The sequence below is a fragment of the Sodalis sp. RH22 genome (assembly GCF_047324165.1).
In the GTDB taxonomy this organism is placed as follows: Bacteria; Pseudomonadota; Gammaproteobacteria; order Enterobacterales; family Enterobacteriaceae; genus Acerihabitans.
The window spans coordinates 682923-699356 of sequence record NZ_CP178731.1 but is presented as its reverse complement, the minus strand read 5'-3'; the positions used below and the strand labels follow the sequence as shown (position 1 = coordinate 699356).

At 56.2% G+C, this 16434-nt stretch carries 12 protein-coding genes; 6 read left to right on the top strand and 6 right to left on the bottom strand.

Going from position 1 to position 16434, the window contains the following annotated elements; translation table 11 throughout:
* Window positions 1–153: 153 nt before the first annotated feature.
* A complete protein-coding gene (locus ACL2XN_RS03230; protein ID WP_413730273.1) occupies window positions 154–1800 on the top strand; it encodes an ATP-binding protein in 1647 nt (548 codons plus the stop codon).
* Entirely contained in the window at window positions 1790–2503 is a 714-nt protein-coding gene (locus ACL2XN_RS03225; RefSeq protein WP_410014643.1) for a response regulator, read from the top strand. Before ACL2XN_RS03230 ends, ACL2XN_RS03225 begins: the two co-directional genes overlap by 11 nt.
* Before the next feature lie 38 nt (window positions 2504–2541).
* On the opposite strand, the gene maeB is transcribed toward ACL2XN_RS03225, so the two are convergent.
* On the bottom strand, window positions 2542–4821 hold the full coding sequence (maeB, locus tag ACL2XN_RS03220; protein WP_410014642.1) for an NADP-dependent oxaloacetate-decarboxylating malate dehydrogenase: 2280 nt from the start codon (window positions 4819–4821) through the stop codon (window positions 2542–2544).
* 348 nt (window positions 4822–5169) lie between these two features.
* Between maeB and ACL2XN_RS03215 the strand changes: the two genes are divergently transcribed.
* A complete protein-coding gene (locus tag ACL2XN_RS03215; RefSeq protein ID WP_413730272.1) occupies window positions 5170–8937 on the top strand; it encodes a hypothetical protein in 3768 nt (1255 codons plus the stop codon).
* A gap of 24 nt (window positions 8938–8961) precedes the next feature.
* Window positions 8962–9696, top strand: coding sequence for a substrate-binding domain-containing protein (locus ACL2XN_RS03210; protein WP_413730271.1), 735 nt, complete (start codon window positions 8962–8964; stop codon window positions 9694–9696).
* Between the two features lie 47 nt (window positions 9697–9743).
* On the opposite strand, the gene ACL2XN_RS03205 is transcribed toward ACL2XN_RS03210, so the two are convergent.
* From ACL2XN_RS03205 to ACL2XN_RS03185, 5 genes are all read right to left on the bottom strand, one after another.
* Complete coding sequence (locus ACL2XN_RS03205) at window positions 9744–10514, bottom strand: ABC transporter ATP-binding protein (protein ID WP_410016796.1); 771 nt, start codon at window positions 10512–10514, stop codon at window positions 9744–9746.
* Window positions 10514–11458 carry a FecCD family ABC transporter permease gene (locus ACL2XN_RS03200; protein WP_410016795.1) on the bottom strand — a complete coding sequence of 315 codons (945 nt, stop codon included), beginning with the start codon at window positions 11456–11458 and terminating at the stop codon, window positions 10514–10516. The genes ACL2XN_RS03205 and ACL2XN_RS03200 overlap by 1 nt, the downstream gene beginning before the upstream one ends.
* Before the next feature lie 58 nt (window positions 11459–11516).
* On the bottom strand, window positions 11517–12536 hold the full coding sequence (locus tag ACL2XN_RS03195) for an ABC transporter substrate-binding protein (RefSeq protein ID WP_413731057.1): 1020 nt from the start codon (window positions 12534–12536) through the stop codon (window positions 11517–11519).
* 263 nt (window positions 12537–12799) lie between these two features.
* Entirely contained in the window at window positions 12800–14071 is a 1272-nt protein-coding gene (gene fabF, locus ACL2XN_RS03190) for a beta-ketoacyl-ACP synthase II (RefSeq protein WP_413730270.1), read from the bottom strand.
* Window positions 14068–14595, bottom strand: coding sequence for a winged helix-turn-helix transcriptional regulator (locus ACL2XN_RS03185; protein WP_410014638.1), 528 nt, complete (start codon window positions 14593–14595; stop codon window positions 14068–14070). Before ACL2XN_RS03185 ends, fabF begins: the two co-directional genes overlap by 4 nt.
* A gap of 421 nt (window positions 14596–15016) precedes the next feature.
* Here ACL2XN_RS03185 and ACL2XN_RS03180 point away from each other — a divergent pair, with 421 nt between their 5' ends.
* Together ACL2XN_RS03180 and ACL2XN_RS03175 are read left to right on the top strand one after the other, a co-directional pair.
* The gene (locus ACL2XN_RS03180) at window positions 15017–15814 is read left to right on the top strand and encodes a winged helix-turn-helix domain-containing protein (RefSeq protein WP_413730268.1); all 798 of its coding nucleotides are present in this window, start codon (window positions 15017–15019) and stop codon (window positions 15812–15814) included.
* Window positions 15814–16281, top strand: coding sequence for a FidL-like protein (locus ACL2XN_RS03175; protein ID WP_413730267.1), 468 nt, complete (start codon window positions 15814–15816; stop codon window positions 16279–16281). Before ACL2XN_RS03180 ends, ACL2XN_RS03175 begins: the two co-directional genes overlap by 1 nt.
* The last annotated feature ends 153 nt before the right edge of the window (window positions 16282–16434 follow it).

The window sequence follows — 16434 nt, the reverse complement described above, 5'->3', positions numbered from 1 at the left end:
CCTGATGCTATTTTTAATCGCGGGACGAGGAAGGCTAAAGCATTGCCAGGCTGTGTTTGCGATCACATTTTGCGGGGCAGCCCCTTACAGCCTTTTTCAATCATGATAAGCTGAATTATCAGGTAATCATTCTTCCTATGGCCGAAGTATATTATGCGCGCGAGAATCTCATTCCATATAAAGCTTTTTATAAGCCTTATCGTTTTTTTCTCGCTGCTGCTTACGCTGATAGGTATTTATTATTACTACGATCTCGATAAACAACTGTATGCGGAAATCGGTGCGCGGGCCCAGGTGCAGGCGCGGGAAATCGCCATGATCCCATCGCTGATAGACGCGGTCAAAATCAAGGATATAGCCGCAATCGCCGCCCTGATGGACACCTTGGCCCAGCGCAGCGACGCCAGTTATATCGTTATCGGCGACCAGCAGGGGCTGCATTTGTATCATTCGCGTTATCCGGAGCAGGTGGGCAAGTCGATGATCGGCGGGGATAATAGCGAAGTGCTGGCGGGGAAAAATATTATCTCCATTCGTAAAGGCGGTCTGGGCATATCCCTGCGCAGCAAAGCGCCTATTTTCGACAAGCATAATAATATTATCGGCATCGTCTCCATTGGCTATTTGAAAACGCATATCGACACCCTCAGCACCGGAAAATTGGTTAACATACTGCTGGTGGCATTACTGTTGCTGCTGGCGTTGTTTATCTTTTCATGGTGGTTTTCCAATACCATGAAAAAGCAAATGTTCTCACTGGAGCCGCGGGAAATCGGTTTATTGGTGCGCCAGCAAAAGGCGCTGCTGGAATCGATCTTCGAAGGGGTGATAGCCATTGATAAAGAATACAGGATTGCGCAAATTAACCGGGCGGCAAAATTATTATTATCCCTGTCGGCCACCTCGCGCGAACTGCGCGGCCGCCCTTTGTCGGCGGTAATTAAACCCATCGCTTTCCTCGCTGAACACACCATGCTGGCCGGCGACACCCATGACGAAATATGCCTGTTCAACGACGTCACGGTTATCGCCAGCCGGGTAAGGATCATGCTGGAAGGCAAGTTGCAGGGGTGGGTGATCAGTTTCCGCGACCAAAAGGATATCGATAGCCTGAGCATTCAACTCAGCCAGGTGAAACGTTATGCCGACAACCTGCGCATCCTGCGGCATGAACAGCTGAACTGGACCGCCACGCTTGCCGGTTTGCTGCATATGAAACGTTACGACGAAGCCATCCATTATATTGAAGCACAATCGGAAAGCGCCCAGGAAATACTCGATTTCATCTCCGCGCGGTTCTGCTCGCCGGCGCTGTGCGGCCTGCTGCTGGGAAAATATGCCGGCGCCCGCGAAAAAGGCGTGCAGTTGCTGTTCGACCCGGCCTGTCATTTAACCCGCATTCCTCCCCGCCTGCGCGACACCGAATTAATGTCGGTGGTCGGCAATATCCTCGACAACGCCATTGAAGCGACCCTGCAGCGCGAGGGCGAGCATTACCCGATCGAAGTCTATATCGTTGGCGGCGACCGGGAACTGGTGATTGAAATCGCCGATCAGGGTATCGGCATCGCGCAGGACAACGTCGAACGCATCTTTACGTTTGGCGTGACCACCAAACTTCATGGCGACCATGGCCTGGGTCTGCATCTGGTCGCCAGCTACGTCCACCACGCCGGCGGCGCGATAGAAGTCTCCGCCAACCAACCCTACGGGACGGTATTTTCCGTATTTATACCCGTAACCAGCCTTGCGACCACGGTGGGCCCCCTCACCCCGGATGAACCTTATTATGCAACCTGAAATTTTTGACGTGCTTATTGTTGAAGATGAAAGCTCACTGGCGCGGCTGCATGCCGATTTTATCGATAACCACGACAAGCTCCGGCTGGTGGGCGTTGCCGGTACGTTGAAAGAAGCGCGCGAACAGCTGCTGCAAAAACGTCCCCGGCTGATATTGCTGGATAATTATCTCCCCGACGGCCAGGGTATCTCGCTTATCGACAGCGAACTGCTGCGCGGGCTTGAGTGCTCGGTGATTTTCATTACCGCCGCCAGCGACATGAACACCTGCAGCCAGGCCATCCGCTGCGGCGCGTTCGACTATATTCTGAAACCGGTATCCTGGAAGCGCCTGCGTCATTCCCTGGAGCGTTTTATCCAGTTTGCTTTGACTCAGCGGGCGTTTAAGGTGGTGGATCAGCAAAATGTCGATATCCTCTACCAGCTCCAGTCGAAAACCTTCAGTCAGGAGGCCGGCAGCAAAGGCATCGAGGAAAATACCCTCGGTCTGGTAAAGCAGATATTCAGCGCCGGTGACAGTGATTTACTTTCGGTTGACGATATCGTCGGCCGCACCGGGCTGAGCAAAACCACCGCTCGCCGCTATCTGGAATATTGCGTTGACACCGGGTTCCTCGGCGTGGAAATGCGCTATGGCAATATCGGTCATCCGCGGCGCTTATATCGCCGCGCGCCGCCGGACGCGCAACCCGGCGCGCAGTAGCATAGCCATGGCGCGCCGGGCCCGTCGATACCGCGGGGTTACAATGGTTCCGTCTGCGCCTCCACCACCGCCAGCGCCACCATATTGACGATACGCCGCACCGAGGCCACCGGCGTGAGGATATGCACCGGTTTCGCCACCCCCATCAGCACCGGCCCGACGGTAACGCCTTCGGAAGAGGACACCCGCAGCAGGTTATAGCTGATGCGCGCGGCCTCCATATTGGGCATGATCAGGATGTTGGCCGCGCCCTTGAGCGGGCTGTCCGGCATCAGGTCGCGGCGAATGCTTTCCACCAGCGCCGCGTCGCCGTGCATCTCGCCGTCAATTTCCAAATCGGGCGCCATCTGGTTGACCAATTGCAGGGTCTTGCGCATCTTGCGCGCCGCCGGGCAATCCGAACTGCCGAAACTGGAGTGCGACAGCAACGCCACCTTGGGCTCGATGCCGAACCGCCGCACCGTCTCGGCCGCCATCAGGGTAATTTCCGCCAGTTGCTCCGGCGTCGGGTCGTCATTGACATAGGTATCGGCGATAAAGGTATTGCCGCTGGGCAGCAGCAGCGCGTTCATCGCGCCGGCCACATGCACGCCCTCGCGATAGCCGAAGACCGATTCCACCACCGCAAAGTGCTCTTGATAACTGCCGACGGTGCCGCAGATCATCGCGTCGGCCTCGCCGCGCCGCACCATAATGGCGGCTATCAGCGACGGATTGCCGATCAGCGCCCGCTGCGCCTGCTCGGGCGAGACGCCCTGGCGTTTCATGATCTGGTAATATTCGCCCCAGTACTCCTTAAAACGCGGGTCGGATTCATTGTTCACCACTTCAAAATCCTTGCCGGCGATAATCTGCAGGCCCAGCTTTTGCAAGCGCATCTCGATAACGCTCGGGCGGCCGATCAGGATCGGCAGCGCCAGCTTCATGGTGACCATTTCCTGGGTGGCGCGCAGTACGCGTTCCTCCTCCCCTTCCGCCAGCACCACGCGTTTCAGCTGTTTGCGCGCCTGGGCGAAAATCGGCCGCATAAACAGATTGGTTTTATAGACGAATTCGGTCAGTTTTTCGGTATAAGCGTCGAAATCCTTGATGGGACGGGTCGCCACGCCGGAGTCCATCGCCGCGCGCGCCACCGCCGGCGCAATCTTGACAATCAGCCGCGGGTCGAAGGGTTTGGGAATGATGTATTCCGGCCCGAACGACACGTCCTGGTCGCCGTAAGCGGAAGCCACCACATCGCTTTGCTCGGCCAGCGCCAGATCGGCGATGGCGCGCACGCAGGCCAGCTTCATTTCCTCATTGATGGTGGTGGCGCCCACGTCCAGCGCGCCGCGAAAAATAAACGGGAAGCAAAGTACGTTATTGACCTGATTGGGATAGTCGGAGCGGCCGGTACAGATAATGGCATCGGGGCGCACCGCCTTCGCCAGCGGCGGCAGAATTTCCGGCTCGGGATTGGCCAGCGCCAGAATCAGCGGCCGCGGCCCCATGGTCTTCACCATAGCCTGGGTCAGCACGCCGGGGCCTGAGCAGCCCAAAAAGATATCGGCGCCGGGGATGGCGTCCGCCAGGCTGCGCATGCCGTTATCCTTGATGGCGTAGGCGGCCTTGGTTTCCGCCATGTTCTCTTCCCGGCCCTCGAAGATTACGCCGCGCGAATCGCAAACGACGATATTATGACGCTGCAGCCCCAGCGCCACCAGCAGGTTCAGGCAGGCGATGGAGGCGGCGCCGGCGCCGGAGACCACCAGCTTGACGTCGCTCATATTCTTTTCCACCACCCGCAGGCCGTTCAATACCGCGGCGGTGCAGATGATGGCGGTGCCATGCTGATCGTCGTGGAATACCGGGATTTTCATGCGTTCACGCAGTTTTTTCTCGATATAAAAACATTCCGGCGCCTTGATATCCTCCAGGTTGATGCCGCCGAAGGTCGGCTCCAGGGCGGCGATCACCTCGATAAGCTTATCGGGATCCAGCTCATCCACCTCGATATCAAACACATCGATGCCGGAAAACTTCTTAAACAAAACGCCCTTGCCTTCCATCACCGGTTTGCCCGCCAGGGCGCCGATATTCCCCAAGCCCAGCACCGCGGTGCCGTTGGAGATAACCGCCACCAGGTTGCCGCGCGCGGTATATTTAAACGCGGCCAGCGGATCCCGGGCGATCTCCAGGCATGGCGCCGCGACGCCCGGCGAATAGGCCAGCGCCAGATCGTGCTGGGTGGCCAAGGGTTTGGTCGGGGAAACCTGGATCTTGCCGGGCTGCGGGAACTGATGAAAATCCAAAGCGCTTTGTTTTAGCTGTTCGTCCATTGTAGGATCCCTTGTATTCTCTTAAGACTTGTAAAGGAATGGTTCGACGTTAGATCCCCTCTAGTATAAAGAGCGCGCACAGTCAAACTATGAAGCAAGGCATAGTCTGCATAACATTATGAGACACGTATCACGTCCAGAAAATAAAACACTTTTTCATTATCTATTTCCCTTCAGGGTAGCGCAGCCAAAACATATTGGCGGAAAGGCATGATCAACACCCCGGCGCGCAATTCCACCTGTCCGTCTGGTCCCCTAACCCGTCCGGCGATATCCCGTTGCCGTACTGTTTTACCCGGGACAACTACTATGGATACCTCTTCATGTTTCGCCTTGAGGAATACACCCATGCAAAAAGGACTTTCGCTCACCTCACCTCCCTGTTCTGGTCCTTATCAGTCCGTTCCCCAAGCGGATCAGGCACAGAAAAGCCCTGTGCCTGGGAAAACGGCATTTTCACACCGTCTTGACGTTGCCTCCTGTTCCTCTGAACAGGTTGCCCTGAAATTACCGTCGGATACCCGCCGGCCGGCCGGCCAAACCAGGGCTTACTGGAAGATCTGGCTCGCGGGCGTTGCCGTTCTGGGCGGCGCGACCTGTGCTTACGGCTCTTTTCTTCGCTGGCGGTCGGGAAATATCGACGGCGGCCTGGCAGGCGCCGGCGTGCGGGACAACCTTCTTCCTTACCCGTTAGCGTTGGGTGCGCTAAACAGTACAGACCTGAATAGGCTTATGCCGCTTGCAACGTTGCCTGAGGATACAGCATCGTCATCACGCGGACTTAACCCCTATCGCGGCCATGTTACGACGCGCGGGGACGGGACTTTCGCAGCCGAATTGCACAATAAGAACAAACAAATTATTCGATTTCTCAAGAAAACCCATTATCTGGATAAAGGTAAGAAACCGCATGAATTCAGTAAGGTGGAGATAACCGCCGCGGTTGCCAAATACCTATCTTTCGCGGAGCCGAAGGATAAAAAATCTATCGCCCGGCTGCTGCTGAACGCCGCCAATTTTTATGACGCCCATAAGAACGACACATTATCATCGGAACAAGCCGGCTCAGTCATCGGGCAGTGGCTTTTCGACAATATACTGGGAACATCACCCGATATGGCAATGGCGATAAGTGTCGCTAACGCCAGCTACCCTTTTATGTTTACCATCGACAGCATAAGGTACTTGCTTTCCTCTGAGGGCTTACAAGCGGAAGGGAAAGTGGATTTTAATATCTTGACTGAAACGGACCAGGCGATATTAAAAAACAAATGGGACAGCGAGGTATGCAAACACATCCCCCTATTGACTTATTATGGTCGTGACCCACAGGTAAAACACTTATCCCTGGATGATTTTGAATTCGCCTCGCTGTTCTCCGGCTCATTATTTTTATATGAAAACGGCATAAACCTGGGGGAAACCCATTGGCGCGAGGTGGTAAAAACCGGCGCGCTATTATGGGATATTGCGCTGCGCGACGGCGTCAGCGCGGATATGCTTAAATACTACTCGCTGCCCGCCCTGCTCTTCCAGGCCGTTAACCATCCTGGGAAATTCATTGCCGAAGAGGAGTCAAATCCGTTGCTACTGCGGGCCAGGGCGCTGGACGAATACCGGGCGCACAGAGTCCAGGTAAGGAACGCGCTCGAGGACCTCGACAACAAAATCAACCGCTTTAAGAAAGCCGTAGAACAATGGCTAACGCGGGGGCAGCTTGCCGACAGTATCATTGACCGTTGCCCGCGCGACACTGTTTTTCCTATGACCATCATGGTCAATCCGGCGATGACCCTTGAACAGAGAAACAGTGAAGGCAAAAAGCACGCCAAAGAAGCCTATTTAAACAACGTCTTTGTTCCCTGTAAAACAGCGCCGGAAAGCCTTGATAATGAGTATGAAAAGCACACCAATATTGTCGCAGACCGTTATTCCGAGTGGGATGAAATCCTGATCAAAAATGCGCTTGGCTCGGTAGAAAAAAAAGATCGTGACTTCATTTTATCAGACCATGCCATTATTCATCGCCTGCGGATAATACCCTTCTTAAAGGCTAACGCACTTATTCCCGCCATGCGGGATAATGGCGCTGGCCACTATGATTTTGATAATATCAAAGAAGCGGATGTTTTTTCAGTGAGCCTCAGCGGTGAAAAACGCTATTATGCCATGAAGGGGAAAATCGGCATTGGTTATCACATTATGCGGTTTGACCAGCATCTGCCTCATGATGGCAGAAAAGAATACAGTAATTTACATCCGCTTATTGCCTATTTTAACGGAGAGGCTGAAAAAAGCGTCATCAAAAATGAGGACCAAACCAACGACGGCTTGACTGTTTTTATGACAAACAGCCACCGGGAGACATTCTATAATGCCCTTTATCAGTCGGGATATACGCTCTCTGACCTGCAAAAAATATGGGCTGTGGCAAAAAATATCATCCCCTTTTATGACTGTGTTGATGGTGCTTTGAAGCACGATCTTGAAAAAGCCGTTCCCGCCTGTTTGCTGGACGCTGTGGCGTTTTTTACCGTGACTGCGAAAATAGCCGATGTGAGCCAAAAATTTGGCGCCAGTATTATCAAAGGGTTGAGTAAAAGCCAAATGGTGTTTGCTGGTAATGCGCTGACTAAAAACACCCTGAAGTCGGCGGGCGCTCAAGTTATCCATCACATCAGGCTGCCAACCGGTAAAGAAAGCACTTCTCTGCTAATAGGCACCCTCAAGGCCGCTGATCCTGGCGTTGACATATTGTCCGCCATAAGCAGCCATTCCCTAAGAAAATTAATTAAACATTTTGAACAATATGGCAAAAAAAACCAGTTTGATAAACTCGTTGATAAACTGAAATTCTCGGAAATGAAAAAGAGCATACCACCACCTGTCAGGCTCAATGAGGGAAAACCGCTATCGTCGCCGGTAAGAGAGCACACCGCGCAATCTAAATCGGGAATCCTGGCTGGCGGGGGACAAGAACAGCAAAAGCTTCAATTTATGTTTAATAATAACCACGGGCACCCACCTCAGCCCGCATGGGCCGACAACCCATTGGTTGATCTGGCTGGCATACCCGACCGTTCCACGTTTATGGCGCCGATGAACCGATTCTATGCTGAACTTTATCCGTATAAATTCGACCATACCCGCGATATTGCCGATGCTATTAAGCAGCATTATGCTTCGCCGACAACTTACCAGTTTGGTTATGGAGAAGATATCTTAAAAATTCCAGCGGAATTTTCTTTGCTGAGAAACCATATCAATCAATTTATTCAGGAAGTGGATCGAGCCCATAGCCATGCGGCGTTTGTTAAGGACAAGTTCCATAGGACAACGATGACACTGCCGGAAGGCATTATGCAATATCCTGAAAAAAATCCAATAAAATGTTATTTATCAAAGGTTTTGAAAACCGATGATCCGTCCATTATTTTCCAGGCCATGACCAGGCTGAGGTATCACACCGAACAGATTGTAAAGTACTTCGAAACCACCAAACAAAGCATCATTTTCGCCACCTGCTCCACATCGGCGCGCCCCTACGCATATCGCGCCCAAAGTCCCATGGGATTTACTTATGCGGACGATATAAAAAGCAGGGTAATCATTATGGTTGATAATTTTTATGCCGCGCAGCCCCTGAGCACCCTGCCCCGCCACACCGTGCTGCATGAAGTTTCACACCATTCCGGTTCATTAGATTTCTTGATATCACCCTCTACCAGCAGAGTGGGAGATGCCAGTGAGTTTATGGAGAGTTTTGATGATGCGCTAAACAACCGCTGTACAAACTACGTTAATATTGAGGATGATTTTGCCAGGGCATTCAATTACGATCGCGGCAACATGGCCCTGGGTAAGCAGCAGATTCGTGAACTGCTGCTTAGGGATCCGATGTTGAAAGCAAATGCTGTCATGGATAATGCCGATTTTATAGCAAGATTTCTTACTGATATAGCTGAGAATAAGCCTTTTGATTATGATTATATCAAACCAAAAAACAAAAGGGCGGCTGCGCTGATGCCAGATAATATAAGGTTAGACGATATGGTTTCTTTTATTTACAGAATGGCCATGAATAGCATATATAATAGCTATCCAGATGCTACATAAAGCAAGCCTATTAACGGGAAAACCATGTCACCATTGATTGTATTGGCCGCCGGCAGCCTGCGCCCGGCGCTAACGCCGCTGCTGGCCCGTTACCGCACTATTGCCGGCCAACAGGTGACGGTGGACTTCGGCCCCGCCGGCCTGCTGTCCCGGCGCATCGAGGCGGGCGAGCACTGCGATCTGTTCGCCTCGGCCAATACCGGCCATCCCGCCCGGCTGCGGGAAAAGGGATTGGCGCTGGAGGTCCGGCCCTTTGCCCGCAACCGGTTGTGCCTGACGGTAAAACGCGGACCGCGCACCGACGGCGCCGACTGGCTGGCGCTGTTGAGCGATCCCGGGTTGGTTATCGGCACCTCCACGCCGGGCTGCGATCCTTCCGGCGACTACGCCTGGCAATTGTTCGATACCGCCGCCGCCCTGTTGCATACCGGCGCGGCCCCTCTGAAACAGCGCGCCCGGCCGCTGGTGGGCGGCGCGGATACCGCGCCCATTCCCGCGGGCGAGCTGGCCGCCGGGTGGATTATCCGCCGTGGGCTGGCCGATATCTTTATCGGCTACGCGCATTACGCGCCAAGGCTTGAACAGGATCCGACGCTGCGGGTGGTCGTTATCCCGGACTGCCATAATGTCTTCGCCACCTATGCCCTGGCGCTGCGTTCGGCGCCGGCCCGCGCGCTCGCGGACTTTATTCTTTCGGCGCCGGGGCAGTTTTTTTTGCGCCAAGCCGGATTCCTGTCCCCCTGCGCCCCCTTGTCCTGAGCGCGACGCAGGCGAGACAATCGCCATAGCGCCCGCTTGGCGCAATCTTATGACGCCGCATCCGGCCCGCGCAGGTCAAACAGCGGAGCCAGGACCCGATGTTGCCGGCCCCGGTCATCAATATCTATCCCCTTGACCACGATATCGTAGGCGCGTTTCAGGTTTTCTTCGCTTAATACCGTACGCGAGGCGCCGTGCAGCCACTCCCGCTCCGGCAACAGTAGCACGGTATTATCGGCCAGCAGCGACGCATGGCAGGGATCGTGGGTGGTAAACAGCACGCTGACGCCATGGCGGCGGGCCAGCCGGCGGATCAGGCGCATCACCGCCTGCTGGTTAAACAAATCCAGCGCCGCCATGGGTTCATCCAGCACCAGCAAATCGCTGTGGGTCGCCAACGCCCTGGCGATCAGCACCAGTTGCTGCTGTCCGCCCGACAGCGACAGGTAGGCGCGCGGCGCCAGCGCCGCGATTCCCAGCATCTCCAGCGCCTCACGGGCCATGGCTTCGTCCCGGCGCGAGGGCATCTGCAACAGCCCGACGTGGCCCGCCCGTCCCATCAGCACGATATCAAACACCCGGTAGGAAAAGGCCGGCGTAAAACGCTGCGGGACAAAACCAATACCGCCGTGGCAGCGGATATCGCCGCTCAGCGCGGGCAGAATACCGACCAGGGTATGCAGCAACGTGCTCTTGCCGCGCCCGTTGGCGCCAAGGACGGCGCAGATCTCGCCGGGCGCGCAGGCAAAGTCCAGCGGCCGGAATAACGGCTCCCCATGACCGAATGCCAGGCCCCGGGCATTGAGCGTAGCGCCGATCATTGCGTTCTCCCGCGGCTGTCGCGGATCAGCAGCCAGGCAAACAGCGGCGCGCCGAGCAGCGCGGTAATAATGCCCAGAGGGATTTCGGCCTGGCTTAGCGTACGCGCCACATCGTCCACCAGCACCATAAAGGCGCCGCCGAGCCAGAACGCCGTGGGCAACAGGCGCCGGTGATCGGCGCCCACCAGCATGCGCGCAAGGTGCGGGATCACCAGCCCAATCCAGCCTATACTGCCGCTGACCGCCACCTGCGCCGCCGTCAGCAGCGCGCACAGCACCAAGACCAGGCGCCGCAGGTTAACCACCGCCATGCCCAGCGCGCGCGCATCGTCGTCGCCCAGGGAAAGAATATTGATGCGCCAGCGCAGGCGATACAGCAGCGTACCCGCGCCCAGTACCGGCGCGAACAGCATCAGCAACTTATGCCAGCTGGCGGTGGCGAAGCTGCCCAACAGCCAAAATACGATACTCGGCAGCTTTTCCTCGGTATCGGCCAGATATTGCAGCAGGCTGACCAGCGCGGCAAAAAAGCCGCCCAGGATAATGCCCGCCAGGATCAGCATCAGCCGGTTTTCGCGCCCCAGGGTGGCGGCAATCATATACACCAGCAGCAGCGCCAGCAGGCCGAAGAAAAAGGTGGAGGCCATCAGCAGCAGCGGCGCGAGGCCAAGCAGGATAGCCAGGGTGCCGCCAAACGCGGCGCCCGCGCTGACGCCGATAATATGGGGATCCACCAGCGGATTATGGAATACCCCCTGCAACGCGGCGCCGCACAGCGCCAGCGCCCCGCCCGCCAGGCAGGCGGTAAGGATGCGCGGCATACGGATGGTCCAGATAACCTGGTAGTCCAATGTTCCCGGCTGCAGGGGATGGGCCAGTTGCTGCATGACGCGCAGGGGCGACAGGCTGAACTGCCCGATGCCCAGGGACAGGAAAACCATGGCGATCGTCAGCACCGCCAGCAGCCAGGGGGCCGCGGCGCTAAGCTCTGGCTTCGCCCTAGCCGGCATCGGGACGCGGCCGCCACGCCATGCGGTAGAAATGGCGATAATAGGCATCGGCCTGCTTATCGATATCCACATCGGCAAAACGCTGCGGATAGAGCTTTTTCGCCATCCAGAGCTCGCCGACGGCCAGCGCCTCCGGCATCGGATATCCCCAGGCCTTGGCATATTCCGGCATCAGATAGACCCGGTGATGTTTAACCGCGTCGACGGATTGCCAGGCCGGATCGCCGTTAATCTGTTGCACCACCTCAGGATAGCGGTCCTGGACAAAAATCACCTGCGGATCCCAGGCCAGCACCTGTTCCATCGACACCTGCTTAAAGCCGCTGATGCTGGCGGCGGCCACGTTCAGCGCGCCGGCGTGGCGCATCATCAGGCCGGTATACTTGCCCGCGCCGTAAGTGGTTAACTCCGGGTTGGCCATATAAACGCGGATACGCTTATCGGCGGGAATGTCCTTGAGCCGGTCGTCGGTACGCGCCCGCGCGCTAAAGGTATAGTTAATCAGCGCCTCGCCCTGATCCCGGCGGTTTACCACCTCGGCTATCAGCCGGATACCCTGGCGCAAGCCCTGGTTGTATGCCTCTTCCTCATCCGCCATGGCGGGATTGAGCTTGCCCTGTTCCCCCGGCTGATCCTGGCGTAACGACACCGCGATCACCGGGATCCCGGCGGATTCTATTTGCCTGATCATTTCCGGCGGCGCGTAATTGGCGACAAACACCACCTGGGGATGCAGCGCCAGCAGGCTTTCGATATTCACCTGGTTAAGATCGCCGGGCATCGGCAGGGTCGCCAGGCGCGGAGCGAAGCGGGCAAAATCCGGTCCAAGCTGCTTTTTCCAGCTCGACAGCACGCCGACCACGTCGTCCGCCGCGTCCAGTTGCACCAGCAGGTTCAGGGTTTGATGTTGCAATACCACCACCCGGTCCACGCGGTCGGGTAGCGTAACGCTGCGCCCCAGCTGATCGGTGAGGGTCCGCGCCGCGGCAGCGCCGGCGCTGGCCGCCATCGCCAGGGAAAGGAGGACAAACGTGAGGAAAACGCGTAAACGTGCTGCAAAGTGAGACATAATAATCGCTATGGGAGGAGGAATTCGGTGTGTAATGAAATATATAACGAGTGCCCCGGTTGCACAAGGACCTAAGAGCGGCGCCACGCCGGAAACTTATGCTCCCGGCGTGCCATCGGAGACGATATCAAGCGCGTCAACGCGGCGCCCCTGATGGCGGGAAACAACGCTTTCCCGCCCTGCCGGACGGGAAAGCGACGCAATCATTCCCAGCGTTTTAACAGGATGCTGGCGTTCACGCCGCCAAAACCAAAACCATTGGACAGCGCATAGGTCATGGCCACCGGTTCCGGCTCGCCGCGCACCAGATGCAAACCCGCCGCCGCCGGATCGATATTGTCCAGGTTAAGGGTGGCGGGCACGATTTGGTCGCGCAGCGCCAGCACGGTAAAGATGGCTTCCAGGCCGCCGGCGGCGCCGAGCAAATGTCCGGTGGCCGATTTAGTGGAGGTAATGGCCAGTTCGCTGTTGTCGCCGAACAGGTGTTTGACGGCGTTGATCTCGCCCAGATCCCCCACCGGCGTCGAGGTGGCATGGGCATTCAAATGCCGTACCTGCGCGGGGGTGATACCGCCCTGGCGCAGGGCGATCTTCATCGCCCGGTAGGCGCCGTCGCCGTCTTCCGCACCCGACGTCATATGGTAGGCATCGGCGCTGGTGCCGTAGCCGATGATTTCCGCCAGCGGCGTGGCCCCGCGCGCCAGCGCGTGCTCGAGTTCTTCAACCACCAGCAGTCCGGCGCCTTCCCCCATGACAAAACCATCGCGGTCGCGATCGAACGGACGCGAGGCGGTGGCGGGAGCGGCGTTGAAATGCGTGGAAATGGCCCTGGCGGCGGCAAACCCTCCCAGGCTGACGGTATCGATGGCGGCCTCGGCGCCGCCGCACAAGGCAATATCCGCCTCGTCGTTGCGGATCAGGCGCACCGCGTCGCCAATAGCCTGCACACCCGCCGCGCAGGCGGTAACCGGCGCGCCGATCGGCCCTTTGAACTGGTGTTTAATGGAAACATGGCCGGCGGCCAGGTTGGCGAGAAACGACGGCACCGTAAAGGGCGACAGCCGGCCCGGACCGCGATTATCCGAGGTGCGCACCGCGTTGGCGATGGCCGGGAAACCGCCGATGCCGGTGGCGATAATGGTCGCGGTGCGTTCTTTCTGCTCATCCGTGCTTGCCGTCCAGCCCGCCTGGCGCAGCGCTTCATCGGCAGCCGCCATGGCGAACAGGATAAACCGGTCCATTTTCTTCTGGTCTTTCGGCGGCACAAAACGGTCCGGATACAGGCCGCCTTCCGGGTCTTGTTCCGGGTCGGGAACCTGGCCGCCGATTTTCACCGGCAGTTGTGCAACCATCGCCTCCGGCAAGGGGCGGATGCCGGACTGGCCCGCCAGCAGGCGCCGCCATACGGTTTCTGTACCGCAGCCTAAAGGCGATACCGCGCCCATACCGGTAATAACGATTCGACGGTTACTCATAAAAATTCCTTGTGCGGATATGCATCATGATGGTTTTGCTTTTCCTGTCTTGTTTCCAGCCGACGCTTTATGCTTTCACCAGCACGCGGCCCGGCGGCAATTGTGACGTTTAGATGGGTGAGCGTCTCGCCGGTATCCCGGTCGACGAGCACCGGCGCGACTTTCCCGGCATGCCGGCGGTTAACAGGCACGATGGCGATATCCTCCTGCGCCAGGGCCTGGTTGCCCCATTGCAGCAGGGTCAGCAGTACCGGAAAAAACGCCTCGCCCCGTTCGGTCAGTAAATATTCAAACCGCGCCGGACGCGTGCTGTAGGCCTGTTTGTATAAAATGCCGTTGCGCACCAGGGTTTTCAGCCGGCGGGTAAGCATGGTCGGCGACAGACCCAGGCTGCGCTGAAATTCATCAAACTTGCTGAGTCCCTGGAAGGCGTCGCGTAAAATCAACATGCTCCACCATTCCCCCACCAGCTCAAGCGATTGCGCGATGGGGCAATCCATCGCGCCGATATTGGTTTTTTGCATGGCTGAACGCTCCTGGTGCCCCAAGCCGGCCCGTTTTGCGCAGGTGACTACCATAATTGTAGCCTTCGGGGAAGTCACTCTAGCGTACAAGTGTACGCTGAACAAGTCCGATCAGTGCGGGTCATTGGTTTGCGCCGCCGCGTCGCGCCGCCGGCAGCTTTTTATGCGCATGTTTACGCCATTTTTGGCGATTAACCCTGTTTGTGTTGTTTTCCAGCGGTATTAACCTTTCCTTTTATCGCAATAGCTATAATTCCGCACAGATAGCCACCATGATTAAATTAATTTGCCGCAGGGAATATATAAGTTTTTTTTATCGACCCGGCCTATTACTGGCTGCGCTTTTATTTATTTTATTTCAGTGCATATATTGATAGCGGCTATAAGTATTGGCGCACTGTCCATCGGCATGGAGAAGGCAATGAAGTATCTGATCAACGATCGCATTGTATTTAATACGCTGGAATATCGTTTATCCTTATTAGCGGATGATGAAACAGCGGTCAATCTCTCCAATACAGCCGGGCGCGTATTAGAAGCGCTTATTATTTCCCATGGCAACGGCGATACCGTCAGCCGGGAAGATTTATTTGCCAACGTCTGGGAAAAACATGGTTTATCCCCCTCCAACGGTAATTTAAATCAACAGGTCAGCCTGATCAGGAAAGCGCTGATCGCGCTTGGGCTGGAGGCCTCGGCCATCGTCACCCTGCCTAAACGCGGACTTAAGCTAAACGATCGTTTGGCTATCGCCGTATATGATCAATCGCCGGATCCCGCATTGGACACACCCATTGCCGATGATAACGGCGGCGGTATGGAGACCGTAGCCCCGAAGACAGATCATTTCACTAAAGAACTTATGATAAATTTATTTTTAGCGCTGTCGATTATTATCACCGCGTCGACTACCTATGTCTATTTCAGGCAAGACGACAGGCAGCCTCTCTATTTCTTTAACAATATTGATTCATGCAACATTTATACCTTGCGTCCGATAAACGACCGGGAGCGCCCGGATCTGGCCGCGCATATCCAGCGGGCCATGGCGGGAAATATTGCACGCTGCGACGCCCATGACAAGGTGCTGTTCTCCCGTACCGCCGCCACGATAAAGGACGGCATCAACCGCCGTACTTTCCTGGCGAAATGTGAACAGGAGGCCGGCGGTAAACTCACCGGTTGCCTCAATTTCTACTTTTATAACTGGGACGTCTGATGAAAAGAATCTGGCTTATCCTGGCGTTGCTCCTGTTATCGCTTACGCTGTTTTACCGCAGTCATTACCGCGGCGGTATTTCCGGCTACCAGTGTTCCGCCCTGATGGTTTATCGTTCAGCCATTCCCGCCGGATCGTTAACCTACACGGTGGAAGCCAAAATGTTTTTTACCAGTCCGAGCCAGGGTTTTTATGCCCTTAACGGCACCCTGGCCCATGACGATCGCCTCTATAACCTGCACCGGAGCCGCTTTTTTAGTTACCGGCAGCAAAACCAGCAGGGTTTATATGAAATAACCATTACCCGCGAAATTGTCTCCACGCTGGATAACGCCCCCAACGGTATCGCCAGCCCGGTGCTCCTGCCGGTAGGCGCATCCCTGTTGCCCAGCTTTAGGCGTATCGATAAAAACGCCATCCTGGTCAGCCTGCTGTATTCGCCATTTTTTATCTGTGCGAGTGATTAAGCATCATTATCAATTTACCCGGCCTGGATTGCCGCCTGCGGCGCCACAATCCGCCCGCGCCGCGGCGGCGGCGAATTAACGCCGCCCTATCTTTGACTAACCGGCCCGGAAGATAAATACTTCTAATGCAATCCGGCCGCGTGACGCGCCATT